We start from the raw sequence: 24,842 nt of genomic DNA, 5'->3' as shown, positions 1-24,842 counted from the left end.
GGTTAGTCGCGGAAGGCTGACATATTTTAATTTTTTTGGTATAAGAATTACTGAACAATTTTTTTTCTCGCAGATTTTGCAGATCTGATAGATTTATTTTTTCATATAGTTTAAAGAGATTTTCATTGATTTTCGTAATCAAATTTCATTAAAACAAATCTGCTTTATGTGCAAAATCTGCGAGAGAAATTTAACCACAGATTAATGATTAAAAAATCTGATAAATTTTTAATCTGTATCAAAAAATAAAAACAAATAATACATTAATATGAAAAGATATATCACATTATTGTTTTTTGGAATTATGAACATTTTGGTCGCTTCTGGATGCAGCAGTGATGACAAAGGTTCAGACAAGCCAACAGAGCCAGAAACACTCGCTCCGGTTGCAATTGAAAAAACAAACAGCACGAAAATTTACCTTCATTATATGCCTTGGTTTGAAACCAATGAAAGCAGTCCCGATAAAAAATGGGGATATCATTGGACAATGGCCAATAAAAACCCAAACAATATTGGAGCAAACAACCGCAGAGAAATTGCATCGTATTATTATCCGATGATCGGACCGTATCATTCTGGCGATAAAAATGTGATTGAAAATCATTTATTATTGATGAAATATTCAGGAATTGATGGGCTTTTGATCGATTGGTACGGCACATATGATGTAAACGATTATCGAATGGTAAAAGAAAATACAGAGCAATTGATTGCCATGCTTGATAAAGTTGGACTTGAATATGCCATCGTTTATGAGGACCGAGTGACGAAAAATGCTGTCGATGCCGGGAAAGCAATTTCGGTTACAAGCGCCGCTAAAACTGATTTGGGTTATTTGCAGACGAATTATTTTGGCGATTCGAACTACATCAAAATTAATGGAAAACCATTGCTGTTAAATTTTGGACCAATTGTACTGCAGACGCCTGCAGAATGGACAAACATTTTTGGTGCTTTAACTGCAAAACCAACTTTTTTAACCCTTTGGGATCAATCTGTAGAAGCGGGAGAAAATGCTGCAGGTGAATATGCCTGGGTGTATAAAAACAGCACTTATTTGACAAAATTTTATACCAATACCAAACCAAAACTTTCAGTTGCGATGGGAAGTGCTTATCCCGGTTTTAAAGATTTTTATTCCGAAGGCGGAGGCGGAGCGGCAATTGGCTGGACAATAGAGCATAACAATGGCGCCACGCTCGAGGAAACACTTTCTATGGCAAAAAATGCAAACGTAAACTATTTGCAATTGATTACATGGAATGACTTTGGAGAAGGAACCATGTTCGAACCAACGGTTGAATTTGGTTATACGTATATCGAAAAAGTAAAAGCATTTGCGGGAGTAAAAAGTACCGAATCGTTTTTTACAGAAATCAGCAAATTATACAACCTAAGAATAGAAAAGAAAGGCAATGCAGATGCCCAGAAAAAATTAGATCAGGCTTTTAATTATTTTGTTTCTATGCAGCCCGCAAAAGCAAAACAGTTATTAAGTGAAATAAAATAAGAGTTGTAATTAATACAATTAAATAATGAAAAACATAAAATACAGCTGCTGTCTGATCATTCTTGCGTCGATGTTAATATACGCGTGCAGTTCTAGTACTAAAAAAACATACAAAATAAGTTCGCCCGGAAAAAATACCGAATTAACTTTTGAATTAACGCAGTCAGGTCAGCCTCAATACAGCTTTTCATCAAATGGAAAATCGGTTATAGAACCTTCTTTGTTGGGATTTGAATTTCAGGGAATTCAAAAAATGACAGAAGGTTTTCAAGTAGTTTCTACCGACGAAAAAACAGCAGATGAAACTTGGGAGCAGCCTTGGGGAGAATTCAAAAAACTGAGAGATCACCACAACGAATTGATTGTTCATTTAAAAGAATCAATAGGAGAGGAGCGATTGGTTGATATTATTTTCAGAGTTTTTGATGATGGTGTAGGATTTCGATATGAATTTCCGAAACAGCCTCATTTAGGAAAAGTAAAAATCTCGAATGAAATAACGCAATTCACTTTTAAATCTGAAAATGATGTTTGGTGGATTCCGGTACATCGAGAGAATAGTTATTATGAAAGTACGTATCGCAAAACTCCAGTAAGTGAGACGGATACAATAAATACTCCGGCAACTTTTGAAACCAAAGAGAAACTTTACGTTGCTATTCATGAAGCCAATTTAACTGATTTTGCTTCGATGACACTTTTAAAAACAAACAGCAAACAATACAAAAGTGATTTAGTTCCTTGGGCTGACGGTGTAAAAGTTTATGCCGAAACGCCTTTTAAAACGCCTTGGAGAACGATTGTTGTGGGTAAAACTCCCGGAGAAGTTGCTACTTCGACAATTATGCTGAATTTAAATGAGCCATCTAAAATTGAAGATTTATCGTGGATCACGCCCTCAAAATACATTGGGATTTGGTGGGGAATGCATTTAGAAAAATTTACTTGGGGGCAAGGACCAAAACACGGCGCTACAACTAAGAATACAAAAGAATATATTGATTTTGCTGCGAAAAACAATTTTGATGGTGTTTTGGTTGAAGGCTGGAACGAAGGCTGGGACGGCGACTGGACCGCTGACGGATCTGCGTTTAGTTTTGTAAAAGCTTATCCTGATTTTAATTTAGAAGAAATTACAAAATATGCAGCGATGAAAAATGTTCGCTTAATTGGACATCATGAAACGGCCGGCGCTACAAAAAATTACGAAAACCAATTGGAAGACGCTTTTAAACTGTATCAAAAAATGGGCGTGAATTCGGTTAAAACGGGTTATGTAAACAAATATTTGGATAAAAAAGAATGGCACGACAGCCAGTACGGAGCGCGTCATTACAGAAAAGTTATCGAAACTGCAGCTAAATATCACATCATGATCGACAATCATGAACCAATGAAAGGAACTGGTATTCAGCGTACATATCCAAATTTTATGTCACAAGAAGGAGGAAGAGGTCAAGAATACAATGCTTGGTCTGTTGATGGAGGAAATACGCCAGAACATTTAACTACTTTGCCTTTTACCAGAATGCTTTCAGGACCTTTTGATTACACGCCCGGGAATTTTAATTTTGATTATAAAACGCCTTCTGGTGCAAGAGTGCAGAGTACTTTGGCGAATCAACTGGCATTGTATGTTATTATTTTTAGTCCGCTGCAAATGGCTTCAGACTTACCGGAAAATTATGTTGGCAAACCGGAATTTCAGTTTATAAAAGATGTTCCCTGTATTTGGTCAGATACAAAAGTTTTAGATTCTAAAATTGGAGAATACACCACAATTGTCCGTAAAGACTGGGAGGAAAAAAACTGGTATTTAGGATCTATTACAAATAAAAATGCTAGAGATCTAAAAGTGAATTTATCATTCTTAGATTCTGGAAAAGAATACGAAGCTGAAATTTATGCTGATGGAAAAGGAGCGAATTACAAAACCAATCCGTATCCGGTTATTATTTCAAAACAAAAAGTAAACAGTAAAACAGTTTTAGATGTCAAACTCGCAGCTGGAGGAGGAACAGCTATAAAATTCACTCCAATCGAGAAGTAAAATAAGTTTTGTTAAGTTTATTTTGAGTTTAAGTTAAGTTTGAGCTGATGAGCCCGATATCTTTTAAGGTATCGGGCTTGTTGTTTTTGTTTCAGGTTTCAGGTTTCAGGTTTCAAGTTTCAGGTTGCAATCTTGATGGATATTTACCGCAAAGCACGCTAAGAAAATTTATTGATTTTGAACAGAAAAAGTTCGCAAGGCTTTGATTTGATAAAGCTTTGCGAACTTTTTGTGTTTTTATAAATCCTTCCTTATAGAAAAACTTTGCGAACTTTGCGGTTAATTCTCATTTCAACCTGAAACCTGAAACTTGAAACCTGAAACTTGAAACCTGAAACCTGAAACCTGAAACAAAAAAATCAATGTTTATAAAGCTTAACATGATTTCCAAAACTATAAGTAGCGGCTAATGTTGGTCCGTAATAACCCCATTTGAAAAATCCGTTTAGTCTTTCTTTTTCAACATCAACTCTCATGTTTAGACCTGTATAGCCGGCAGTTAAACTGAAGTTTTTGTAAATATTATATAAAACAGATAAATTATAACTTAAAATTCGCCCGTCAACATCGTTGATTTTAATGGCGAAATAGTTAATATTAGCATAAAGTCCCCATTTTGGCGCTAATACAAATTCTCCCCATATTCCAAGATCTGGCAGTGGCGCTGTGAAATCGAAATTATCTTTGTATTCAGCCTGTGCGGTGCCTGCTTCAAGACGTAAACCCACATCTCCTAATAAAACATGTGTTCCTATAAGCGCTCCAATTTCATATGTTGGTTTTGATATAAAAGCGTAACCATAATAAACGCGAACAATTTGATTGTCCATAAATGCAGAAACCGTCGCATTTATTGGATATGTATGATCTCCAAATTCAATATCTCTCTGCAGGGTTTTAGTTGAGGTTCTTTTTAGATAGAAAAATTCTGTGCCAAGTCTTGACCTTCTTGATATTCTCCATTCAAAAGATCCGGCAAATGATGTTGTATGTTTATTAAAACCAAGGTCTTTTTCAAAATCAATTAAATCTCCAAAGTTTCCATTATTGCTTCCAACTTCTACCTCGGTGTTATTAGAAGGAAAAAAGACGCCGGCAGTCAATTTAAAACGTCGTGCGTGCCATGGCAAATCATCGGGAATGTTTTGATCAAAAGCAGCTTTGTTTTCAATTGAAACTAAAGTGTCTTTAGCGGCAGCTTCAGCAACAATTTGTGCATGTGATGAAAGCCAAAAAAGAGAAACTATCAAAAAATAAAATAATTTTTTCATAATAATTTATTTTTAAATTTAATTGATAAAGTTTTAACACTTAAAGTTAACAAAAAAAATCATTCATTTAATTTTTATTTTTAAGTAATTTGTTTGATTATCAGTGTGGTATGGTTTTTAGACAACCTGTTTTTATTTTGAAATTGTTAAAAAACAGACTTTTTTTTGGATACGCCAACCGCGTGAGGGATATAAGCTGGCTACCAAAGTAGCGCGTATAGCCCGACAGCATCGCGATAAAAGGGCGTATGCGCGCACAGGTATTTTGCCCTTTTATCGGGATGGTGGCACGCCCTTATTTGAGTTATGATTTACGAATTTTGACTGTGGAATTAATTATAAATGAAAATTCCAAATTCCAACTGTTGAAAAACTTTGGAATTTGGAATTTTATATTTTTTAGATTTACTTTTTATACTCTATTATAATCGGCTTTCCAGTGAACAATGGCTTTTTTGATAGAATCTCCAGGTAAGTTATTTTTTAGAGCATCTTCGAGAAGTGGTAAAAATTCATTGTCTGGTGCAAATCTTAAAGCAAATATTTGATCGTCTGTTAATTTATATTCAAATTCTTCGAGCCTTTTTCCGGTTAGGGTAAAATAGCGGTATCGCACTTCGAGTCTTACAATTCGGTTTTGCAAAATGAGCGCATAATGCTGGCGAAGCATAAAACCAAGTGCAAATAAAAATATAAATATAGCACTGATAAATAACCAGATTAACATATCGTTTGTGGTAAAGGCAAGATAAAGGCTGCCCGCTAAGAAGAGGAATAAAACTGGGTAATATACAAAATGATGTGGGGGATAGAATCGTATGTGGTTGTAATAGGTTTGAATTTTCATAATTATTTGGTTTAGATTTCGACTAAAAAAACAAAGCTACCCTAAATAATTAGAATAGCTTTCTTTTCAAAATAAACTAACATAACCAATGTTGCTTTTATAGTCTAAACTTTTTACAGTTTTTCTTAGTAATATCTATATTTTAAAAAGCCTCTTTTTCATCCTAAAAATTTCTTCTAATGGCTTTTATTTCGTTGAAGTAAAATTAATTTAGATGTCGAAATTTTGTGTTATATTTTAAATTGAAAATGTTATATGATTTCAATATCGTACTAAAGATGCAATAATTTTCCATTCATCTAATTTAGATTGAAAACCTTTGCTCGCATTTGCTGGACTTGTAGAAGGCAATGTAATTAGCTGATATGTTTTTTTTAGATGAACATATTTCTTGAAAAACGAGGCCGCTTTTTGACCATTAAACAGAATGATTTTGATGTTAGAATGTTTTTCTAGAAAGGTTTCGAAGTCGTTGGCAATTTCGTTTTTTATGGCGCTGTCTAAACTGCCAATTCTATCACAGTATTGAAGAACATCCCAAAGTGCAATGTTGTTTTTTTGCAATAATGCTTTTCGCGTTTCATAATCATTCGAAAAATCTTCCCTTAAAATAATGAACATAAATTTCCAGAAGTTATTTTGATTGTGTCCATAATATTGATTTAGTTCTAAAGATTTTGTTCCGGGCATTGTGCCTAAAATCAAAATGTTAGCTTCAGGAGAGGATATAGGTGAGAAAGAAAAACTTTTCATTTTTTTTGAATTAAGAAATAATTTATTTGAGTTAAAATATTACCATAAGTAATTATAAAACAAAAGCCGAAAATTATATAACATTTTTGGCCTACTTGTGAACGAACTTTGATGTCAGATTTGCAAACGCAGCAAATGCTTTGTGATATAAATCTACAACAGATTATCGAATTTAAATTCAGGCAAAATGAAAATAGTTACCATCCATACAGAAAAAATTCAAAATATATTTGAGGAATTGAAAAGCAACTTAGGCGGAAAAATCACTTTTGATTTAGACGAACATAAGCTTGAAGTTAATAATAGTTTTGCAAAAGGATCTATTATTGGTGCCTCTTTTAATGATAATATTTCGTACGTGCAGTTTGATATGACTTTTTCAGCTGATGTTCGATTGGATATTCTAAACGTTATGTCATCTCCTGTTTATTTCGCATACTGTTCTAAAGGAAATTTATCGCATAGTTTTGGACTTAACGGTGAAGAAAGAAAATTCAAAACTTTTCAGACTGCTATTGTTACTTCTAAAGACAAACAGGATAATGTTTTGTTCTTTGAAAAAGACATCAAAACAAAATTTACTTTTATTATTGTTGGAACGCAAGTTGACGAAAATAATCTACATTCCTTAAATCAAAAAGTAAAAGAAACTTTCTTTGAAAATAATACGGTTCAAGATTTCTTTTATGTAGGTTCTTATAATTTGAAAATTGCTGAAAAAATTGAGCAATTAAACGCTATAACACAAACAGGAGTTGTTAGAAATTTATTGAAAGAAGGAATTTTAAGAATTATTCTTGCAATGGAAATTCAGCAGCATACAGATGATTTAAATGCATCAAAAGATACAAATTGTCTGACTCTTAAAGAAATGGAAGAAATCAAAGAACTTTCTGAATTTATAAAATCTTGCCCTGAAGAAGCTTTCACCATTAAATCGTTAAGCAAAAAATCAGGTTTGTCACCAAATAAACTTCAAGAAGGTTTTAAATTAATACACAACAGGACTGTAAACGACTATATTACCCACGTTAGAGTTTTAAAAGCCGAAGTTCTAATGCGAACATCTGACTTAAATATTTCTGAGATTGTTTACTGCATTGGTTTTACCAGCAGAAGCTATTTCTCTAAAATCTTTAAAGAAAAGTTCAACTGCAGCCCAAAAGAATATAAATTCAATTTGAATCCGATGGCTATTACAGCTTAAATTTGAAGGTTCAAAGCTTCAAAGCTTCAAAGTTGCAAAGGTTCAAAGCAACAAAGGTTTGAAGGTTTAAAGTTGCAAAGATTTAAAGATAAATATAAGGCGGACATTATTTGTCCGTCTTTTTTATTTTGTAGAATTAAAATTAGCAGTGCAAAAAAACCTTTGCAACTTTAAACCTTTGCAACTTTGAACCTATTTTTACATATCTTTGCATAACTAGTTATGTAATTAATTATATATGGAATTTTTTAATAAAGTGGGCAAAGTGGCTTTAGGAAGCCGGTTGCGTTTGATGACAGCAATTATTACAGATGATGCTGCTAAAATATACGAGTTGTACGGAATGGACTTTATGCCAAAATGGTTTCCTGTTTTTTATACGCTTACAGAAGATAGAGAAATAACAATTACAGAAATTGCAAATGAAATTGGTCATTCTCAGCCTTCTGTCAGTAAAATTGTTCAGGAAATGATTGTGGCAGGATTAGTAGAAGAAAGTTTAAAAAGCAATGACAAACGACGAAATATTGTGGGTTTGACAGCGCAGGGAATAGCATTTTCAAAAGAATTAAAGCTCCAATTGAAGGATGTAGAAGCTGCGGTTGACGGATTAATTGCAGAATCTTCTACAAATCTTTGGGCAGCTCTAGAAGAATGGGAGTTTTTATTGGAGCAGAAAACTTTGCTTAAAAGAGTTAACGAACAGAAAAAATTGAGAGAAAGCCAAGATGTAAAAATTACAGGATATGAACCTCAATACCGTGAAGCTTTTAGATCTTTAAATATAGAATGGATTTCGACTTATTTTGAAATGGAAGAAGCCGATTACAAAGCTTTAGATAATCCAGAAGAATATATTTTAAATAAGGGCGGAAAAATTTTCGTGGCTTTGTATAAAAATGAGCCTGTGGGAGTTTGTGCGCTGATTAAAATGAATAATTCTGATTATGATTTTGAAATGGCAAAAATGGCAGTTTCTCCAAAAGCGCAGGGTAAAAACATTGGCTTTTTATTAGGCCAAACTATTGTGAATTATGCTAAAGAACAAGGCGCAAAAAAAATATATTTAGAAAGCAACACAATATTAAAGCCTGCAGTTAATTTGTATTATAAACTAGGTTTTCAAAAGGTATTTGGTTTACCAACGCCTTACAAACGCTGTAACATACAAATGGAATTAGTGCTATAGCATTTAAGACACTAAGGTTCTGAGTTGCTAAGGTTCTAAGTTTTTTTCAGCAACTTAGCAACTCAGTATCTTAGAAGCTAAAAAATTAACGCTTAAACTTATAATATTCCAAATCCTGATTCTTGATTCCATTTATAGAATCTAGAATAGAATTCATTCCAATAACGCTGAAGGTAATTCCGTTGCCGCCAAAACCTAGAACGTAATGTTCGTTTTTATCCGGATCTGGTTTTCCAAAATAAGGAAGTCCATCTTTTGTTTCTCCAAAAGTTCCGGCCCAGGAATAATCGAGCTTAAAATTTATATTGGGAAATTTTCGCTGAAATCTTCGTAAAAGATATTGTTCTTTTTTAGGTAATAATTTATCTCGTTTTTTAGCATCTACAAATTCTTCATCTCCTCCGCCTGCAATAATTCTGCCATCTACAGTAGATCTAAAATATAAATAGGGTTTACTGGTATCCCAAAATATGGCATTTTTAAAAGAATTTGGCAGATCAGGCAAACTCTCAGATGCAATTACGTAGGTACTTTTTAAGTCAACTACTTTCTCGTCTAATGTCTGAGTACTTTCATAACCAGAACAATGTACAACATGATCTGCAGTGATTGTAAATTTATTTTCGGTATGCGCTATAGATTTTCCTTTTTGAGTTTGAATTGAGGTGATATTAGTGCGGTCAAAAATCTGCATGCCTTTTTTCTGGCAGTAAATTAAAATGTCACTTGCCAATCGATACGGATCCATAACTGCCGCGGTTTTAGACTCAATTCCCGCAAGAGCATTTAAACCCATTTTTTTTAATTCGTATTTTTCAAGCCAATTCACATCAAATCCATGTTCTTTGCGGGCTTTATATTCATTTCTTAAATAAGGAAGATCTTTTTGAACAGAGCTGAAATAAATGCTTTTTTTGAATTCAAATTGGCAATCGCTTTTTACAGTGTCAATTATGGTTCGCAAATCAAAAATGGCTTTTTTTCCATTTCTGTAACTGTCAACAGCGCAGTTTATTCCTCTAATTTTAATAAGCTCATGCAATGCTACATCAATTTCATATTGAAGAAGCGCTGTGCTGGCTGCAGTGCTTCCGCTGCAGATGTCGCGGCGGTCAACCAATACTACTTTTTTGCCGTCGTTTATTAATTTATAAGCAATTAAAGCTCCAGTAATTCCACCTCCAATAATTAAAATCGTTGTATTTAAATCCGAATCTATTGATGGATAACTTGCTTTCATAGCATTTTTTAATGGCCAGAAAGTTTCTATAGAGCGTAGTTTCATTTTTTGGTTGTATTTCGATTTGTTGTATTTGGTTTTTGAATCGTTTTTAGCCCACTTCTGTTTTTATCTTTTCGTTCATGCTGCTGATGTGCTTCGGCAATGGAGTGAGAAGTTCTTATGCTTTCTTCTTTTTTGGCAAGCTCGCTAAGTCTGTGATAGTATTTTTGAACAATAATCATCTCTTCCTCAGTCATGCTTTCAATATCAACTAAACTATTGCTTGAATATTCGTTAGAAGCTACTAATTCATTTAACTTCAATTGAATGGCAAGAGAATCTTTATTTTGGGCTTTCTGAATCAAGAAGACCATAAGAAACGTTATAATTGTTGTACCGGTATTAATAACCAATTGCCAAGTTTCAGAATAATTAAAAACCGGACCTGAAACCGCCCATGCTACAACGATAAAAAAAGCACCTAAAAAAGCAGTTGTACTTCCAGAAGCTTTTGAAACCTTAGTAGCGAATTTTTCGAATGTACTGCCGCCATTCTGTTTTTTATTTTTCATTTTTTCTTTTGATTTTATGGTTTGCTTACTTTTTCTTCACGAATTACTTTATTTCGAATTTCATCATAAATGGCATCGTTTATTTTTTTGCCAGTTTTACTAAAAACCTTAATTTTTGGATCATCGTGAGTTCCTGTGATTACAATTGGAATTCCGATAATGCCAAAGGGCGGAAGTCCTAATCGTACTCGTAAATCCAGTAATCCGTCAAAACTGCTTGTTCCTTTTATAGTGGGTCTAAAGCTGGCTACCGAAAATGTAAAAGGCTCTACGTGGATTAAATTATTATCGACAGTTGAGATAATTTCGATTCCTTTTAGATCAGGATTATCTAATCCTTTTTGTCCGGTTTTAGAACTGATTCCGTCAAATAATTTTAATCCTTTTACCTGCACATCACGCAAGTTTAAAGTTCCTCCGCCTTCCAGAGATTCGTAAATTGGCCCCATATTTCCGTTTAAATCTCCTTTTACAGTATAATCAACAGAAATAATTCCTTGTGCTTTTTCAGCCACAGAAACCATTTCATGAAACATCGGAATTTCTTTGTAAGCTCTTTGTACACTAAAATCTTTAGCTGTAAAATGGGCATTAAAATGTGCTGTAGTTGGTGATTCGTCTTTATAAGATGCATCAACTCCAACAATACAGTCGATGATGTCAAAAGTTGATTTTTCTAAATAAAAGCCTTCTTTTGAAATTCCAAATTTTCCAGAAAGATTGTTTAAAACCAAACCGTTATATTCGACTTTATCAGCATTTGCTGTAAGCGAAACATTTAGATTTTTAGGAACTAGAACAACACCGCTCATTTTTGGATGATCTTCTTTAGCGTATTCAACTTCAAGATTTCGATCGGTATTTTCGCCTTTTTCAAGTGCCATAAATTCATCAACATTAATAAGTTTTGATTTCATGTTGAAGTTCCCGGTCAAAGTTCCGTGTGATTCTAAGAAATAATTAATAGTGTTCAGCAGATATCCGCTAATATCAAAATCTGATTTTCCGTAAGAAGCATTGAACTTTTCAAACCACATTTTTTCATTCTGAAATCGGAAATTTCCTTGTTTAATGAAAAAAGATTTCGGAAAAAGTTCTGATGTCGCTTTTATATTTTTAAGAATAATAGTTCCCTTATTATTGAGTTTATCATATTGTCCTGTTGTAGCATAACTTTGTTTTCCTTTAAGCGACAGATCCGCTTTTGCATAACCTGTTACATCCAATCCTTTTTTAGAGAAAACCTGATAAATTCGGCCAACATTCAATTCGCCTTTTATTTTTGCATTATAAGCCAGATCACTAAAATCAGATAATGTAGCGTTTACATACATCGGATTTCCTTCAAAAACAAAAGATGCAGGCGCTACGGCCACAATCAAATCTTGATAGGTTCCTGCCTTGTTAAGTATATTGGCAACAAAAGTTATATTGGTAATTGGGTTAGGATAGGAGTCTGTTTTTAGCCAGCCATTATGCAAAGCAATTCCTCCGATAGTTTTTGGAAATAGTTTTTTTGAAGTGCTAAAAACACCTTTAGCCTGAATATCAGTTTTTAAGAGTCCTTTTAATTCAATACTATTTAAGCCAATAGCAGCATCAACAACAGCGAGGTCCAGCGCGCCCTTTACACTTGCATCAACCGTCATTTCAGATAAGCCTTTGCTGTGCAGGTAAGCATTAAAATAATCTTTTTCACCCACTTTAAATTTAAGTGCTCTTAGATTTATTAATAATTTTTCCGGATCAAGATCAGGCAGCATGGCATTCAGGTCCATATTAAAATCGGTTAAAGGCACTGGTGCATTCTGATAATTTACAGCTCCTTTCTCGATTTTTAAATTGAAAGCTAAATTTGGTTTTTGTTTTTTAGCAACATTATAATTTCCTTTGAAAGTCAGAAGCAAGTCACTTCTGCCTGAAATTTCGGTTTCTTCCAGCCAAGTCAAATATTCTGGCGGCATGACAGACAATAAATCTTTTACGGTTGTATTTTCTGAAGCAGCTTTAATATTGATTTTATAACCATCTCTCAAAATAGTAAAAAAGCCTGTAAATTTTAGTGGTAGTTTATTGATATGCAATTCGTTTTTTTGAAGAATAAACGAAAGCGCATGAGTATTGATTCGCGTAATTAAATTGGCGTGAACTTCTTTTCTTCTTAAATAACCAGTTCTGTTGTAATAGAAATCAAGTTTGTCAATTTGAGCATCTGTATTCAAATCAAAAATATCTTCGCTCAAATTTCCTTTTCCTACATAATTAAAACCTTTTGCATCAACCAGTATTTTGGCAGAACGGTCGTTGTATTTTACATGACAATCTTCCAAATCAATTCGTTCTAATCGAATAGCGGTTCCTTCGTCTGGTTTTTCATTTGGTTTTAGTTTTTTCTCCTCAGGAGCGATATAAATATTATAATTGGCTTGCCCTTTTTGGTTTACCATTATATTTATCATCGCTTTAGACACGTATAATTTATTGATTTTAACTTCGTTGTCGAAAATCAATCTTTTTAGGTTAATTCCAAATGCAACTTGTTCCGCTTTAAGCAAAGTATCATTTCTAAACGGTGCAGAACCTGTCATCGACAAATCATCAAGTGAAACTGTAAGTGAGGGAAAATGTGTAAAAAAGGAAAGTCTGGATTTCGAAAAATCTAATTTCGTATCCAAACGTTCGTTTGCAATCTTTTTTACTTCAGAGGCAACTGTTCCAGGAAAAAGCAGCGGAATCAAAAATAGTAACAGCAAAATACTTGCTATTACTATTCCGGTTACCTTTAAGATTTTAAGGCTTATATTTTTATATGTGGCTTTCATAACATTGTTTTCAAGAGTTTAAGATTTTGCTTTTTTAGCGTCTTCTTCTTTCTGCTTTTCCTGTTTCTGTTTTTCTTCCTTAGCCTTTTCTTCCTTAGCTTTTTCTTCTTTGGCTTTTTCCTCCTTAGCCTTTTCTTCTTTCTCTTTATTAGCTTTTTCTAGCTTTTCAGCTTGCTCTTCTTTTTTCTCTTTTGCTTCTTCTTTAGCTTTTTCTTTTTCTTTTTCTTTTTTCTTGAAGTAACCTTTAAATAAGAAATTGCTTTTTGCAGCTTCCATATTTTCACTGAAACCTTTAGTTCCAGATTCTAAGTTAGAAAGAGTGTTCGATACGCTGTTCGCCATTTTATCATCACGAACCAATCTTGCTAAAGCACCGTTTCCGTTGTTCATGCTATGACTGAAAATTGCTAGCTCTTCAGATATTACGCCCACGTTATCCATACTTTTTTTAACGCTTTTCATAATATCGTTCATCTCAATTCCTTTAAGAGATGCCAATTGTCCACCGTTTTCAATTGCTTTTTGAGATTTTACTCCCGGAGAAATTGTCAGCACTTTATCGCCCATTAATCCGTCAGAACCAATACTGGTACGCGCATCTGTTTTAATAAATTCTCGAACGTCATCTTTTATAACCATTGATACTATAACTGAAGAATCATTTACTAATCTGATTTCTTCTACAGTTCCGATATTAATTCCTGAAAAACGTACATTATTCCCGACCTCTAAACCGCTTACTGTTCTAAAGTTAGATGTGATGTTGAATGTTGATCCAAAAAGGTTTTTCTGTTTTCCGATAAAGTATATTGCCATTATAAAAAGCAATAAACCTATTGTTACAAACATTCCTAATTTCCAAGTGTATCCAGATTGCTTATCCATGATTTCTAATTATTTATTTTGCTTATTCAAAAAATGAGCGAACCCATTCGTCTTCGTCTTTTTCTAGTTCTTCGTATGTTCCTTCAGCGTGTATAACGCCATCTTTTAATACCATAATACGGTCTGCAGTTAATTTTGCGCAGGCCATATCGTGCGTAATAATTATAGATGTTGTTTTTTGCTTGTGTTTGATATCTAAGATTAATTCGCTGATTTCTCTTGATGTTATCGTATCTAAACCTGTTGTAGGCTCGTCGTATAAAATGATTTCCGGCTTAAGAATTAAAGTTCTGGCCAAGCCAATTCTTTTTTGCATTCCTCCAGATAATTCAGATGGCATTTTTTCGATTGCATCGCTCAACCCAACACTGTCTAAAGCTTCTATAATTTCACTTTCAACTTCTTCAGGTGTCAAATCTTTTCTATGTTTTCTTAAGGTAAAAGCTAAATTTTCTCTTACTGACATCGAATCATACAACGCACCGCTTTGAAATAAAAATCCAATTCTGACCCTGATTTCATTTAATTCTGGTTTTGTCAGATTTAGTACATTTTCATTAAAAACTTTTATTTCGCCTTTGTCTGGTTCAATTAAGCCAACAATGCATTTTATAGTAACTGATTTTCCTGAACCTGAACGGCCTAAGATTACTAAATCTTCACCTTTGTTTACAGTCAGATTTACGCCTCTTAATATTTTATTATCCTTGCCAAAAGTTTTATGCAGATCCTTAATCTCAATGATCGGACTTTTGCTTTGTACTTCTGCTTTAGGTTCTATATTTTCTTTCTCTTTAATCATCTTAAAAAAATAAATCGGTTATCTGTACAGCGACCATATCAATTATAAAAATGGTTAATGAAGCAGTTACTACAGCAGAGTTTGCCGCTTTACCCACGCTTTCAGTTCCATTTGATGCATTAAATCCTTTGTAACATCCAATCATTCCGATAAAAAAGCCAAAGAAAAAAGTCTTAATTGTAGCCGGAATAACATCTAGAAATTCTAGCGATTGAAAAATTTGTGTTACAAATCGGTAAAAATTAACATCGCCGTGAATATTAATTCCAATATATCCTCCAAAAATTCCGATGGCATCTGCAAAAATTACTAAAAGCGGTACCATTAATGTTGTAGCTAAAATTCGCGTTACAACTAAATAATTATAAGGATTGATTGCCGAAACTTCCATGGCATCAATTTGTTCAGTTACTTTCATTGAGCCTAATTCCGCACCAATTCCTGATGATACCTTTCCGGCACAAATTAAAGCTGTAATTACCGGAGCAATCTCTCTAATTAAAGAAAGTGCTACCATTCCTGGAAGCCAAGATTCAGCACCAAATTTTACCAAAGTTGGTCTCGACTGAAGCGTAAGAACCAATCCCATAATAAAACCAGTGATCGCAACCAGCGGTAATGATTTATAGCCTATAACATAACATTGTTTTAGGAATTCTTTTCCCTCATAAGGAGGTATAAAAACTTCCTTAAAAAACTGCTTTGCAAACAGTGTTGCATTTCCTATCTCGGTGAATGTATTTTTTAAAGTGAGAATCAAAATACTATGTTTTAGGTTATTAAATCGAAAATAAACTTCTGATAAACAATGTTTTAAAAATTTTGCTTACCCTCTCATTTACAAGTATTAAAATTACTTTATAAGAAAGCAAAACATATTACACAACTTTTTTGGAAGTTTATATAATTAACATTTAAACACAATAATCGTAAAAAATTGACGTTAGCGACAATTTAGTTAACAAAAAATCCCTCTTGTAGAAGAGGGATTTTCTGAGTTTATGTAATAGCATTTTGGCTAGCCTATTATCATATAATTGACTTAAGAATTTATAGCAACGTCTGTTCCGGTTTTCATTAACGGAATAACTTTGATTTCAGATAATTTAAGATTTTCCATCAACAGTCTGGCTGTCAAGAAACATACTGTAGATTCAGCTCCTTGATTCAAGTTTACGTTTTCTTTTTCAAGTCCGTCATAACCACCACCACTGATAGGGTTGTACATAATTTCACCTAAATGATTTTTACCTAAAAACCAGTTAAAAGCAATTTTCATTTTGTTTTTATATTCTGGCGTACCAAAAGCAGCATAAAATGAATTCAAGGTATGAATAGTGTATGCAACGTCAATTGGTTGTTCTCCGTATTCTTTTGCTTCTGAATTTCTGTGAAGCCATCCGTTATTTGAAATTACTTTAAAGTCTTTGCCTTTAAACATTTTCGACATCAAGAAATCAAGAGAATCTAAAGCTACTTTTTTATAAATAGGTTTATTTGTTGTTAAATAAGCAAACAGCATTGATTCTGGTAAAATACCATTTCCGTACGTCATATAGTTTTCAAACCATTTCCAGTCGTTTGAAGCATGAATTTCATAGTTAGAAAGCAATTTTGCATTCAGTTTATTAATAATTGCTGCAACGTATAAATTAGGAACAGCTGTGTGATATAAATACAAACCTTTTGTTGCAAAACCAATAGAACGAGGAGATTGTATACTCTCTGCCCATTTTAATGAGTTCAATAAAATTTTTGAGGCTTTTTTAGAAATTGCATCTGGTAAAATATCTTTCATTGAAACTACAGTTCCTAAAGCCCAAATACCTCTAGCATTAGAATCTTCTAAATTAACTTCAGCATTTTGTTCAATATGTTCACGGTTTTCTTGATCAACATAGTTGATAAAGTTTCCTTTTGGTTTTTGACAACGCTCGATAAAATCTAAATAAATCAAAATATAAGGAAGATCTTCTTTGTCTTTTGTTAGTTTATAATGCATACATAATGCAATAAGTGCACGTGCATTATCATCTAAGGTATAACCTGATGAAAGGTCTGGAACAGAGATTTTGCTGAATTGGATAATTCCCAAATCTGTGGTCATTTTTTTAATATGTCCTAATTGAATTGAAGGATAGCTGAATTTAATTTCAGAAGGATTCTCGATCAATTCTTTATACGTATTCATGTGTGTAATTGCCACATTTTCCCAAGAAGATGCTCTTGTTTTTCTGAAGGCATTAATTCCCATTTCAGTTCTTAATTCATCATCAGAAAGTAATTTGATAGCTGCATCTGAAAACTGATCTACATTTCCAATATCAACCAAAACTCCAGAATCTGGCGTAAGAACTTCTAAAGTATGAGGAATTTTTGAGGCAACAATTGGGCAAGCACAGCTCATAGCATATGAAAAAGTGCCGCTTACAGCCTGATTTGGATCTTTAGAAGTAAACAGATAAATGTCTGTTGCTTTTAAATAATCTAACAGCTCATCTGTATCTAAATACTGATTGATAAAACGAACGTTATCTTTTATATTTAAATCTTCGACGATTGCTTCTAACTTATTGCGGTAAGCATCAACACCGTCAATAATTAAATTTGGGTGTGTTTTTCCAATTATCAAATACAACGCGTTTGGTGTATTTTCGATAATTTTTGGCATAGCCTGCAAACCTGTTTCTATATTTTTTCCTTCTCCTAAAAGACCAAAAGTAGCAAGTACTTTTCTGTCTTGAATATCAAATTTTTCTTTTGCTTTATCTGGCGCTTCGTAAATTACAATATGCGTTCCGTGAGGTACACAAGTAATAATTTCTTCTTTAATGTCATAATCTCTCATCAAAATTTCTTTTGATTGATTTGTCATTACAAATACAGAATTACTGTAGCTCAATAATAATTTCACAAAAGTTTTCAATTCGTTATTAGGATTCGGGATAACGCTGTGAAAAGTATATGTTAAGGGTTTTTTGACAACATTCAAAAAATCTAATAAATAGTCTCCATAATTTCCTCCAAACAAACCAAATTCATGTTGAATATGTACTAATTTAACCGCTTTATCATTATTGATTTCTTCGGCAACTTTTGCATATTCTTCTTTGTTTTTTGTGTTTAAAGTAAAAGCTTGAGTTGATTTTGCGTTAGGTTTGTCTACCAGTTCACAAATTTCGCAAGTAACTGATTTACCAAAAACATCGTTGATTCCTTTAATTGTGTCCTGCGTATAAGTTGCAATCCCGCATTGTGTTGGCGGAAAAGTAGATAAAAAAACTATTTTTGATTTATTAGATATCGTTTTCATGGGAATTCTGTTTTAGTTCAGTTAATAAGTCGTTTAGGTTCAATGAAGCCACCGCAATTTTGTCATCGGCAGCACCGTAATAAATATATAAAAGGTCATCAAAAATGGCTGTTCCCGTAGGGAAAACAACATAATTTACATACCCATTTCGTTCGTAATATTCTTCTGGTGTTATAATAGGTTTTGTTAATCTTCCAATCACTTTCTGTGGATTTTCAAGATCAAGCAACACAGCGCAGGCATGATAAACTAATCCTTTATCGCGTTTTTCAGCTGCATGATAAATCATAAGCCAGCCATCTTTTGTTTCAATAGGCGGTGCACCAGGGCCAATGTGACTGGTTTCATGCTTATATCTTGGTTCCATTACCAGATAATTGGGTAAATTCTCCAAATACTCTTTCCAGAAGTCAACTGTCAAATCGCTCTTTTTTTCAAAAGTGAAAATTTGAATTGATGGAAATAATCGATGCAGTGCCACAAATTTCCCGTTAATTTTTTTCGGAAAAAGAACCACATTTTTGTCCCATACAAGCGAATGTTCGATTGTCATTTGAGCAAGAGGATAATTTCTTTCTACATTAAAAGCTAAAATTTTAGCAATGCTTGAATTCTGTAAATGTTTTCTAATTAGATTAGTAAAATCATGCAGAATAAATTTTGGTGTTATAATTCCTTTCTTTTTAAACTTTTTTAAATCTTTCGACGTTGCTAAAGCACCAGAGGCATTCAATCCATCATAGGTAACATAAGTCATGTAAAAGGTGTCATCAATTTTAGTAATTCTCGGATCTTCGACACCGTGAATTTCATAAATATATTCAGGAGAAAATATCGGTTCTGCAAGTCTTTCTACTAAAGTTGTCGGACCTTCAAAACGACAATAACCAATTGTTGAAAAGTTACCTTTTTTAGCCGCTCTGTAAAACATATGAACAGAATTTCCGTCTTGGTAAATGGCTGGATTTAAAACGCCTAATTCTTCAAATGCTCTTTCTGTTTTCTCTAAAATCACACCGTGTTTTGTAGCTGTTGTGCTTTGGACCGTGGCTAATTCCATATTTCTGTTATTTTGATATAAAATTACTTTAGGTTTAGAGCGAGAATTAATCCAATCGATCAAAAAATTAACTCAAATGCTTACAGGTGGGAATTCTGTAACGAAAAGAGGAGAATTATAAAAGTACTTTAAAAATTTGATTTATAGTTGATTGCGATAAAAAATTAACGTTTTGAGTTAATAGGAAATGTAAGAATTTGAGAACTTTGAGTAACAAACAAATCAGACTTGTCAAAAAGTCATTTTTCTAACTAAAAAATAAATATTATGTTACGTTGGACAGTTATTTTTATCGTTCTTGCTATTATAGCCGGAATTTTTGGTTTTGGTGGAATTGCCGCTGGAGCTGCTAGTATTGCAAAAGTTTTATTCTTTATATTTTTGGTATTATTCATAATCTCATTGATAAGCGGAAGAACAAAAGTTTAACAATAAGTTCTAATTCTCTAAAAAAAAAGCAACCGTTATCGTGTTGCTTTTTTTTTTGTTTCAAGTTTCAAGTTTCAAGTTTCAGGTTTCAAGTTTCAAGTTTCAGGTTTCAGGTTGAAATGCAGAATTGTTAATCGTATATTTTACCTCAAAGGACGCTAAGTTTATTTATATAAACGTTTAGTTAAAACACAAAGTTCGCAAAGCTTTGCGAACTTTTTTTTATAATATTAAAAACAAGCTACTATCTCCTTGCGTACTTTGCGGTAAAATATGCATTTCAACCTGAAACCTGAAACTTGAAACTTGAAACCTGAAACTTGAAACCTGAAACTATTCCTTAATAGAATAGTATTTTTTAGTTATAAAAGAAATAGGAATTCCAATGCAGACGATCAAAATTAAAATGGACAGCATTAAAGGAAAATCGAAATGTTTCTGTGGCAAAACAGGAAATACAATTGGCAATACTATAAGATTCATTATAATCCATACAAAGATGCCATAAACAATTCCTGAGAGTAAAGCATTCTTTTTTAGAAATGAAAGACGAGGGTAAAGAATGAAATAAAACCACGCAAACGTAAAGGCAATGAAATAATGAAGCAGTAATCCGATCAAAGCCATACTCGAACCGCCTGTGTAAGCTTCTTTTTTAAAGATACCACTTGCAATAGACTGCAAAATTTTTATTCCGGTAGTTTTGTTTAGAATGATAGAGTAAACGGTAATTGCCGCAACAATATCTAATGTGCCGGCAATTAATCCCGATAAGAAAACAGCGCCTCCTTTTGATTTCATAAAAATGGTTTTTGGTTTTGGTTGAAAGTTAATATGTTCAATTTACAATTTGGTTAAGTATTGTAAAATAGAATTCAGTTGGTTTGTATGCCTTTGTGCATGAACCAAGGCAAAATTTATCCATTCATAAATGGTAAAATTTTCGGAATTTGGCAAGTGAAAATCCAGACAAGTCAAGGTTAAATCATAATTTTCTACTGCCTCAAGTAAATCAGATTCTATTTTGAGCAACACTAAAGTCAGCGAATTTTTATTGTACTCTTTTTTTTCAGGTCTAAGGAATTCTGGCGATTCCATTTTGATTTTGAAGTTTAGAAATAACGTTTCGAGCTCTTTAACATGCTCATCATATTTCCTAATGGTTTTTTCTGTTTTTCCTGCAAACAATTCTGGATAGCCAGAACAAGCCAAAATAATATGCTGAGCGGTTTGTCCTGCCGTCCAGCTTCCCTTAAAAGGAACAATATTAAATTCTTCCTGCGAAAAAGAGGAAAGTACTTCGTTTAATTTTTGAAATGTTTCAACAACATTTTTTTGAACTGCTGTTTTCATTCTATTGTCTTAAAAAATTATTTGTTAACAGAGGTGATCCACCAAATATTTCCAAAGGAATCTGTTACGCCGCAAGCTCTGCCATACTCCTGATCGCTTGGTTCCATTAAGCTTGCTGCACCGTTTTCTAACGCTATTTTATATGTGTCATCAGCATTTGGAACATATATAAATAAGTTTGCGGTTTGTTTTCCCCAATCTGCAGTTTCATCAGTTACCATAATTGTGCTTCCGTTTATCTTTATTTCACTATGCATTATTGTTCCGTCTTCGCGTAAAACAGGTGAATGAGAATTTTCTGCACTAAAAACTTTTTTGGTAAAATCAATAAATTGTGATGCGCCCTTTAGAATTAAATAAGGCATTACAGTTTGATGTCCAGCGGGTATATTCATTTTTTTTGATTTAATGATTGATAGTGTTTCAAATTTACAATAATTTATTTAAAATTTTGAAAACCAAATTTTTAAGTTGATTTTGGTAACTTATAAAAGTACTTCGCATTGATAACCATACGAATCTAGAAGCTCAATTATTTTTTTATTTGAAATGGAGGAGGAGTGAATGCGCAGAATTTTATCGCAGTCTTCCAAATCAAAATTGATAATACTGTTTGGAAAATGCTCAAGAAGTTTCCCCACAATCATTTTTGACTGATCGACTTCTTGAACATTTGTTTTAAAAACCTCTATCATCGCCTCCAAAAGTTTATAACGCAATATTTTTATAGCGCTCTATTTTATGATGATACGTATATGAAATCGCTAAAATCACTAAAAAGATCAAAGGGAAAAAAGATTGAAAATTAACACCGTCTACTGCAAAATGACTTATCGAAGCGAATATAAAATCGAATGCAAATCCGGCATAGGCCCATTCTTTAACTCTATTCGGAATCTGTGGGATCACCAATACCAAAACGCCTAGAATTTTAAAGACAACTAAAGCATTTCCAAAATATTCAGGATATCCTAAATGTTTAATTCCTTCTTTCGCTAATTCAGTTTGAGAAGTTAAGGCCGGCATAACGCCTTCAAATAGAAAAATAATAATTGTAGTAATCCAAAAAATAATTTTTGCTTTCTTCATGGTTTTTATTTTTTTAAATAGTTATTGGTTAATGTATTACAAACTTACTGATCTTTATTTTTTTATCGAATAGGTATTTACGACTATTTTAAGGTCATTTAGGACAAGTTAATTTAGATTTTAGAGAATAGAAAGTAAAGAATCAAGAGTAAAAATTCTATCAATGCATATGTCCTGCTGAGCGATTCAAGAACTTCGCTCAGCAGGAAATAAGAAAAACCGCTAAACACTTAAAAGTTGCATAGCGGTTTAATCAAAGATTATACGAAATTTTTATTTCATTTCAGAATTTAGTCAGCATAGTGATAAATACTCTTTTTAATAGTGTCCTTTATTTTTTCGAGTGTTACTTCTGTCACACCGCCTTCATAATTCATAGAAATAGCAACTTTGTCTTTTGTGATTTCATAATCGATTGACATTAATCCATTTTGATTTACTTCAACAGATTTATTTTCGCTAGGAATCGCACTTAAAAAATAACTAGATTCTTCGACTTCTTTATTTTTGATGATATTTTGATATACTTTTTCAAGATCTGTATTTTTTAAGATACATTCTTTTCCGTCGCCCATCTCTACTGCAATATCTTTACAATCTTGTTCTTCTTTTTGATAGACCTTCGCTTCGGCTTTTTTTACAGCACTTACAGCTGGTGGTTTTTCTAGTGGTTTTAATTCTTCATCTTGATTGCTTTTTTTACAATTGGCAAACAGTAAAGCTAAAAGTGCAATTAGTGCTATTTTTTTCATAGGTTTAATTATATAGATTAAGGAAAATCAAAAGTAACGAAATAAGCGCAGATTTTAAGAAATCTGTATAAATCTGAATAAATCCGTGTCATCTGCGTTCCATAACAATAGAAAAATAAAAAAACGCTGCAAAACCAAAGTTTCACAGCGTTTTCATCTCAAAAAATAAATAATTAACGGGTATTATTTCCAACCTCCGCCCAATGCGCGATATAAATCGGTATTAGCAGCTAATTGCTCTCTTTTTATGTTTGCCAGTTCTAGCTCGCTCTGCAATAAATTGGCTTGCGCTGAAAGAACTTCTAAGTATTCGGCCATTCCGTTTTTAAATAACAAATTGGCATTTTTAATGGCTTGCTGTAATGTTTTTACACGTTGTTGCAAAAATGCTTCCTGCTGTTGTAATTTTTCTACTTTTACCAAAGCATCAGAAACTTCGCTTACTGCGACTAAAACAGATTGTCTGAAATTTAAAACTGCTTTTTCTCTTTCGGCAACAGCAATGTTATATTGCGTTCTAACTCTTTTGTTGTTTAATAAAGGCTGTGTTAAACCTCCAGCCACAGTTCCAAATAATGAAGCTGGGATGTTAAACCAATTACTGGTTTCAAATGAATTCAAACCGCCTTGAGCTGTAATTCTTAGAGCAGGATATAAATCTGCTTTTGTAATTCCAACATTTGCGTTAGCCACTTTTAATGCTAATTCGGCACTTTTTACATCAGGTCTTCTGCTTACTAATGAAGACGGAATTCCGATTGCATTATTATTTTTAATTGTAATATTGGTCAAACTTGTACTTCTCGTTTTTGAATTAGGAAAAGAACCTGTCAAAACGCTCAAAGCATTTTCTTGAATCGCAATGTTTTGTTCTAATAACGGAATCAATTGCTCAGAACTTAATTTCTGTGCTTCCGATTGTTGAATTCCTAATGAAGTAACTTGTCCGGCGTCAAATTTTAATTTGATAATATTAGTTGTACTGTCATTCAATTTCAAGTTTTGTCTCGCAATATTCAATTGTGCATCCAACATCAAAAGATTATAATATCCTTTAGAAACATTGGCTACGATATTAGTTTGCAATGCTTTTTTAACTTCTTCTGACTGAAGATATCCAGCGTAAGCACCTTTTTTCTGATTGCGGATTTTTCCCCAAATATCAGCCTCCCACGAAAGTGAAACTCCGGCAGAATAATCGTCAATATGTTTTTGGCCCAAAGCCTGATTCAAATTCATTCCCGTAAAACTATTGTCTGACGGATTGCTTGTACTTGCATTTACAAATAAATTAGCCTGAGGAACATTTCCCCATTTTGACTGCGTAAATCTGTATTGTGCAATTTCGATGTTTTTTGTGGCAATCTGCAAATCGTTGTTTCTTGCAACTGCACTGTCTATTAACTGGATAATATCTTTTTCTGTAAAGAAGTTTTTCCACTCCAAATCGCCAATACTTGCCGTATCTTTTGAAACCGATGCATTCCTGAAATTCTCAGGAAATGCATCTTTTGGAGTTTCAATATCCTTAGAAACTTTACAGGATATTAATGTGGTGATCAAAATGGCGATCATCACGATTTTGGTTATATAATTTTTCATTTTATATGTTGTCATTAAATTTCTGTACAAGTATCTTTTCTGGTTTCAAGATCTTTTGAGATTCTGTACGATATATAGCCGATGCCAAATATGATGGCCACAAGCACTGTC

At 33.0% G+C, this 24,842-nt stretch carries 23 protein-coding genes; 5 read left to right on the top strand and 18 right to left on the bottom strand.

What is annotated here, in order from left to right:
• The first annotated feature begins 268 nt into the window (after positions 1-268).
• Together IR010_RS18235 and IR010_RS18230 are read left to right on the top strand one after the other, a co-directional pair.
• On the top strand, positions 269-1,513 hold the full coding sequence (locus tag IR010_RS18235) for a glycoside hydrolase family 71/99-like protein (protein WP_194605801.1): 1,245 nt from the start codon (positions 269-271) through the stop codon (positions 1,511-1,513).
• Positions 1,514-1,538: 25 nt separating this feature from the next.
• The gene (locus IR010_RS18230; RefSeq protein ID WP_194605799.1) at positions 1,539-3,563 is read left to right on the top strand and encodes a glycoside hydrolase family 97 protein; all 2,025 of its coding nucleotides are present in this window, start codon (positions 1,539-1,541) and stop codon (positions 3,561-3,563) included.
• A gap of 359 nt (positions 3,564-3,922) precedes the next feature.
• Here the strand turns inward: IR010_RS18230 and IR010_RS18225 are convergent, their stop codons facing one another.
• The 3 genes from IR010_RS18225 to IR010_RS18215 form a co-directional block, all read right to left on the bottom strand.
• Entirely contained in the window at positions 3,923-4,834 is a 912-nt protein-coding gene (locus tag IR010_RS18225; RefSeq protein ID WP_194570624.1) for a hypothetical protein, read from the bottom strand.
• Between the two features lie 412 nt (positions 4,835-5,246).
• Positions 5,247-5,681, bottom strand: a complete 435-nt coding sequence (locus IR010_RS18220; RefSeq protein ID WP_029273552.1) for a DUF6526 family protein — start codon at positions 5,679-5,681, stop codon at positions 5,247-5,249.
• Between the two features lie 261 nt (positions 5,682-5,942).
• Positions 5,943-6,434, bottom strand: coding sequence for a DNA-deoxyinosine glycosylase (locus IR010_RS18215; RefSeq protein ID WP_194605797.1), 492 nt, complete (start codon positions 6,432-6,434; stop codon positions 5,943-5,945).
• A 187-nt stretch (positions 6,435-6,621) separates the two neighbouring features.
• Between IR010_RS18215 and IR010_RS18210 the strand changes: the two genes are divergently transcribed.
• Both IR010_RS18210 and IR010_RS18205 read left to right on the top strand, forming a co-directional pair.
• Complete coding sequence (locus tag IR010_RS18210) at positions 6,622-7,641, top strand: helix-turn-helix domain-containing protein (RefSeq protein ID WP_194605795.1); 1,020 nt, start codon at positions 6,622-6,624, stop codon at positions 7,639-7,641.
• Between the two features lie 238 nt (positions 7,642-7,879).
• Positions 7,880-8,830: a GNAT family N-acetyltransferase gene (locus IR010_RS18205; RefSeq protein ID WP_194605793.1), complete on the top strand. Its 951-nt coding sequence runs from the start codon at positions 7,880-7,882 to the stop codon at positions 8,828-8,830.
• Between the two features lie 85 nt (positions 8,831-8,915).
• On the opposite strand, the gene IR010_RS18200 is transcribed toward IR010_RS18205, so the two are convergent.
• The 8 genes from IR010_RS18200 to IR010_RS18165 all read right to left on the bottom strand — a co-directional run bounded on the left by IR010_RS18200 (position 8,916) and on the right by IR010_RS18165 (position 19,506).
• Entirely contained in the window at positions 8,916-10,115 is a 1,200-nt protein-coding gene (locus IR010_RS18200) for an NAD(P)/FAD-dependent oxidoreductase (RefSeq protein WP_194605791.1), read from the bottom strand.
• Positions 10,112-10,624: a low affinity iron permease family protein gene (locus IR010_RS18195; RefSeq protein WP_035667387.1), complete on the bottom strand. Its 513-nt coding sequence runs from the start codon at positions 10,622-10,624 to the stop codon at positions 10,112-10,114. The genes IR010_RS18200 and IR010_RS18195 overlap by 4 nt, the downstream gene beginning before the upstream one ends.
• A gap of 14 nt (positions 10,625-10,638) precedes the next feature.
• Positions 10,639-13,446 carry an AsmA family protein gene (locus IR010_RS18190; RefSeq protein WP_194605789.1) on the bottom strand — a complete coding sequence of 936 codons (2,808 nt, stop codon included), beginning with the start codon at positions 13,444-13,446 and terminating at the stop codon, positions 10,639-10,641.
• Positions 13,447-13,464: 18 nt separating this feature from the next.
• On the bottom strand, positions 13,465-14,331 hold the full coding sequence (locus IR010_RS18185; RefSeq protein ID WP_029273545.1) for an MlaD family protein: 867 nt from the start codon (positions 14,329-14,331) through the stop codon (positions 13,465-13,467).
• A 22-nt stretch (positions 14,332-14,353) separates the two neighbouring features.
• Positions 14,354-15,133: an ABC transporter ATP-binding protein gene (locus IR010_RS18180; RefSeq protein ID WP_194605787.1), complete on the bottom strand. Its 780-nt coding sequence runs from the start codon at positions 15,131-15,133 to the stop codon at positions 14,354-14,356.
• A gap of 1 nt (position 15,134) precedes the next feature.
• Positions 15,135-15,893 (bottom strand): MlaE family ABC transporter permease, encoded by a 759-nt coding sequence (locus IR010_RS18175; protein WP_029273543.1) that lies wholly within the window; start codon positions 15,891-15,893, stop codon positions 15,135-15,137.
• 282 nt (positions 15,894-16,175) lie between these two features.
• Positions 16,176-18,446: a glycosyltransferase gene (locus IR010_RS18170; protein ID WP_194605776.1), complete on the bottom strand. Its 2,271-nt coding sequence runs from the start codon at positions 18,444-18,446 to the stop codon at positions 16,176-16,178.
• Entirely contained in the window at positions 18,430-19,506 is a 1,077-nt protein-coding gene (locus IR010_RS18165) for a pesticidal protein Cry7Aa (RefSeq protein ID WP_194605774.1), read from the bottom strand. Before IR010_RS18165 ends, IR010_RS18170 begins: the two co-directional genes overlap by 17 nt.
• A 267-nt stretch (positions 19,507-19,773) precedes the next feature.
• Here IR010_RS18165 and IR010_RS18160 point away from each other — a divergent pair, with 267 nt between their 5' ends.
• A complete protein-coding gene (locus tag IR010_RS18160) occupies positions 19,774-19,935 on the top strand; it encodes a DUF1328 family protein (RefSeq protein WP_029273540.1) in 162 nt (53 codons plus the stop codon).
• A 333-nt stretch (positions 19,936-20,268) separates the two neighbouring features.
• Here the strand turns inward: IR010_RS18160 and IR010_RS18155 are convergent, their stop codons facing one another.
• The 7 genes from IR010_RS18155 to IR010_RS18125 all read right to left on the bottom strand — a co-directional run bounded on the left by IR010_RS18155 (position 20,269) and on the right by IR010_RS18125 (position 24,731).
• A complete protein-coding gene (locus tag IR010_RS18155) occupies positions 20,269-20,736 on the bottom strand; it encodes a DUF1440 domain-containing protein (protein ID WP_194605772.1) in 468 nt (155 codons plus the stop codon).
• Between the two features lie 42 nt (positions 20,737-20,778).
• On the bottom strand, positions 20,779-21,288 hold the full coding sequence (locus IR010_RS18150; protein WP_194605770.1) for a DinB family protein: 510 nt from the start codon (positions 21,286-21,288) through the stop codon (positions 20,779-20,781).
• Between the two features lie 17 nt (positions 21,289-21,305).
• On the bottom strand, positions 21,306-21,683 hold the full coding sequence (locus IR010_RS18145) for a VOC family protein (RefSeq protein ID WP_194605768.1): 378 nt from the start codon (positions 21,681-21,683) through the stop codon (positions 21,306-21,308).
• Between the two features lie 90 nt (positions 21,684-21,773).
• Positions 21,774-21,983 (bottom strand): hypothetical protein, encoded by a 210-nt coding sequence (locus IR010_RS18140; RefSeq protein WP_194570612.1) that lies wholly within the window; start codon positions 21,981-21,983, stop codon positions 21,774-21,776.
• A 13-nt stretch (positions 21,984-21,996) separates the two neighbouring features.
• Positions 21,997-22,377, bottom strand: coding sequence for a DoxX family protein (locus IR010_RS18135; RefSeq protein WP_029273535.1), 381 nt, complete (start codon positions 22,375-22,377; stop codon positions 21,997-21,999).
• A 290-nt stretch (positions 22,378-22,667) separates the two neighbouring features.
• Entirely contained in the window at positions 22,668-23,129 is a 462-nt protein-coding gene (locus IR010_RS18130) for a hypothetical protein (RefSeq protein WP_194605766.1), read from the bottom strand.
• 183 nt (positions 23,130-23,312) lie between these two features.
• Positions 23,313-24,731 (bottom strand): TolC family protein, encoded by a 1,419-nt coding sequence (locus IR010_RS18125; protein ID WP_194605764.1) that lies wholly within the window; start codon positions 24,729-24,731, stop codon positions 23,313-23,315.
• Between the last annotated feature and the right edge of the window lie 111 nt (positions 24,732-24,842).

It is taken from the genome of Flavobacterium sp. MR2016-29 (assembly GCF_015350695.1).
Taxonomy (GTDB): domain Bacteria; phylum Bacteroidota; class Bacteroidia; order Flavobacteriales; family Flavobacteriaceae; genus Flavobacterium.
Note: the sequence above shows the minus strand (reverse complement) of the source record. Positions and strands in the feature narration are given on the sequence as shown.

Bases quoted from the DNA above. Each gene is read 5' to 3' on its own strand.
- IR010_RS18235 (WP_194605801.1), top strand. From the start codon at position 269: ATGAAAAGATATATCACATTATTGTTTTTTGGAATTATGAACATTTTG.
- IR010_RS18230 (WP_194605799.1), top strand. From the start codon at position 1,539: ATGAAAAACATAAAATACAGCTGCTGTCTGATCATTCTTGCGTCGATG.
- IR010_RS18225 (WP_194570624.1), bottom strand. From the start codon at position 4,834: ATGAAAAAATTATTTTATTTTTTGATAGTTTCTCTTTTTTGGCTTTCA.
- IR010_RS18220 (WP_029273552.1), bottom strand. From the start codon at position 5,681: ATGAAAATTCAAACCTATTACAACCACATACGATTCTATCCCCCACAT.
- IR010_RS18215 (WP_194605797.1), bottom strand. From the start codon at position 6,434: ATGAAAAGTTTTTCTTTCTCACCTATATCCTCTCCTGAAGCTAACATT.
- IR010_RS18210 (WP_194605795.1), top strand. From the start codon at position 6,622: ATGAAAATAGTTACCATCCATACAGAAAAAATTCAAAATATATTTGAG.
- IR010_RS18205 (WP_194605793.1), top strand. From the start codon at position 7,880: ATGGAATTTTTTAATAAAGTGGGCAAAGTGGCTTTAGGAAGCCGGTTG.
- IR010_RS18200 (WP_194605791.1), bottom strand. From the start codon at position 10,115: ATGAAACTACGCTCTATAGAAACTTTCTGGCCATTAAAAAATGCTATG.
- IR010_RS18195 (WP_035667387.1), bottom strand. From the start codon at position 10,624: ATGAAAAATAAAAAACAGAATGGCGGCAGTACATTCGAAAAATTCGCT.
- IR010_RS18190 (WP_194605789.1), bottom strand. From the start codon at position 13,446: ATGAAAGCCACATATAAAAATATAAGCCTTAAAATCTTAAAGGTAACC.
- IR010_RS18185 (WP_029273545.1), bottom strand. From the start codon at position 14,331: ATGGATAAGCAATCTGGATACACTTGGAAATTAGGAATGTTTGTAACA.
- IR010_RS18180 (WP_194605787.1), bottom strand. From the start codon at position 15,133: ATGATTAAAGAGAAAGAAAATATAGAACCTAAAGCAGAAGTACAAAGC.
- IR010_RS18170 (WP_194605776.1), bottom strand. From the start codon at position 18,446: ATGAAAACGATATCTAATAAATCAAAAATAGTTTTTTTATCTACTTTT.
- IR010_RS18165 (WP_194605774.1), bottom strand. From the start codon at position 19,506: ATGGAATTAGCCACGGTCCAAAGCACAACAGCTACAAAACACGGTGTG.
- IR010_RS18160 (WP_029273540.1), top strand. From the start codon at position 19,774: ATGTTACGTTGGACAGTTATTTTTATCGTTCTTGCTATTATAGCCGGA.
- IR010_RS18155 (WP_194605772.1), bottom strand. From the start codon at position 20,736: ATGAAATCAAAAGGAGGCGCTGTTTTCTTATCGGGATTAATTGCCGGC.
- IR010_RS18150 (WP_194605770.1), bottom strand. From the start codon at position 21,288: ATGAAAACAGCAGTTCAAAAAAATGTTGTTGAAACATTTCAAAAATTA.
- IR010_RS18145 (WP_194605768.1), bottom strand. From the start codon at position 21,683: ATGAATATACCCGCTGGACATCAAACTGTAATGCCTTATTTAATTCTA.
- IR010_RS18140 (WP_194570612.1), bottom strand. From the start codon at position 21,983: ATGATAGAGGTTTTTAAAACAAATGTTCAAGAAGTCGATCAGTCAAAA.
- IR010_RS18135 (WP_029273535.1), bottom strand. From the start codon at position 22,377: ATGAAGAAAGCAAAAATTATTTTTTGGATTACTACAATTATTATTTTT.
- IR010_RS18130 (WP_194605766.1), bottom strand. From the start codon at position 23,129: ATGAAAAAAATAGCACTAATTGCACTTTTAGCTTTACTGTTTGCCAAT.
- IR010_RS18125 (WP_194605764.1), bottom strand. From the start codon at position 24,731: ATGAAAAATTATATAACCAAAATCGTGATGATCGCCATTTTGATCACC.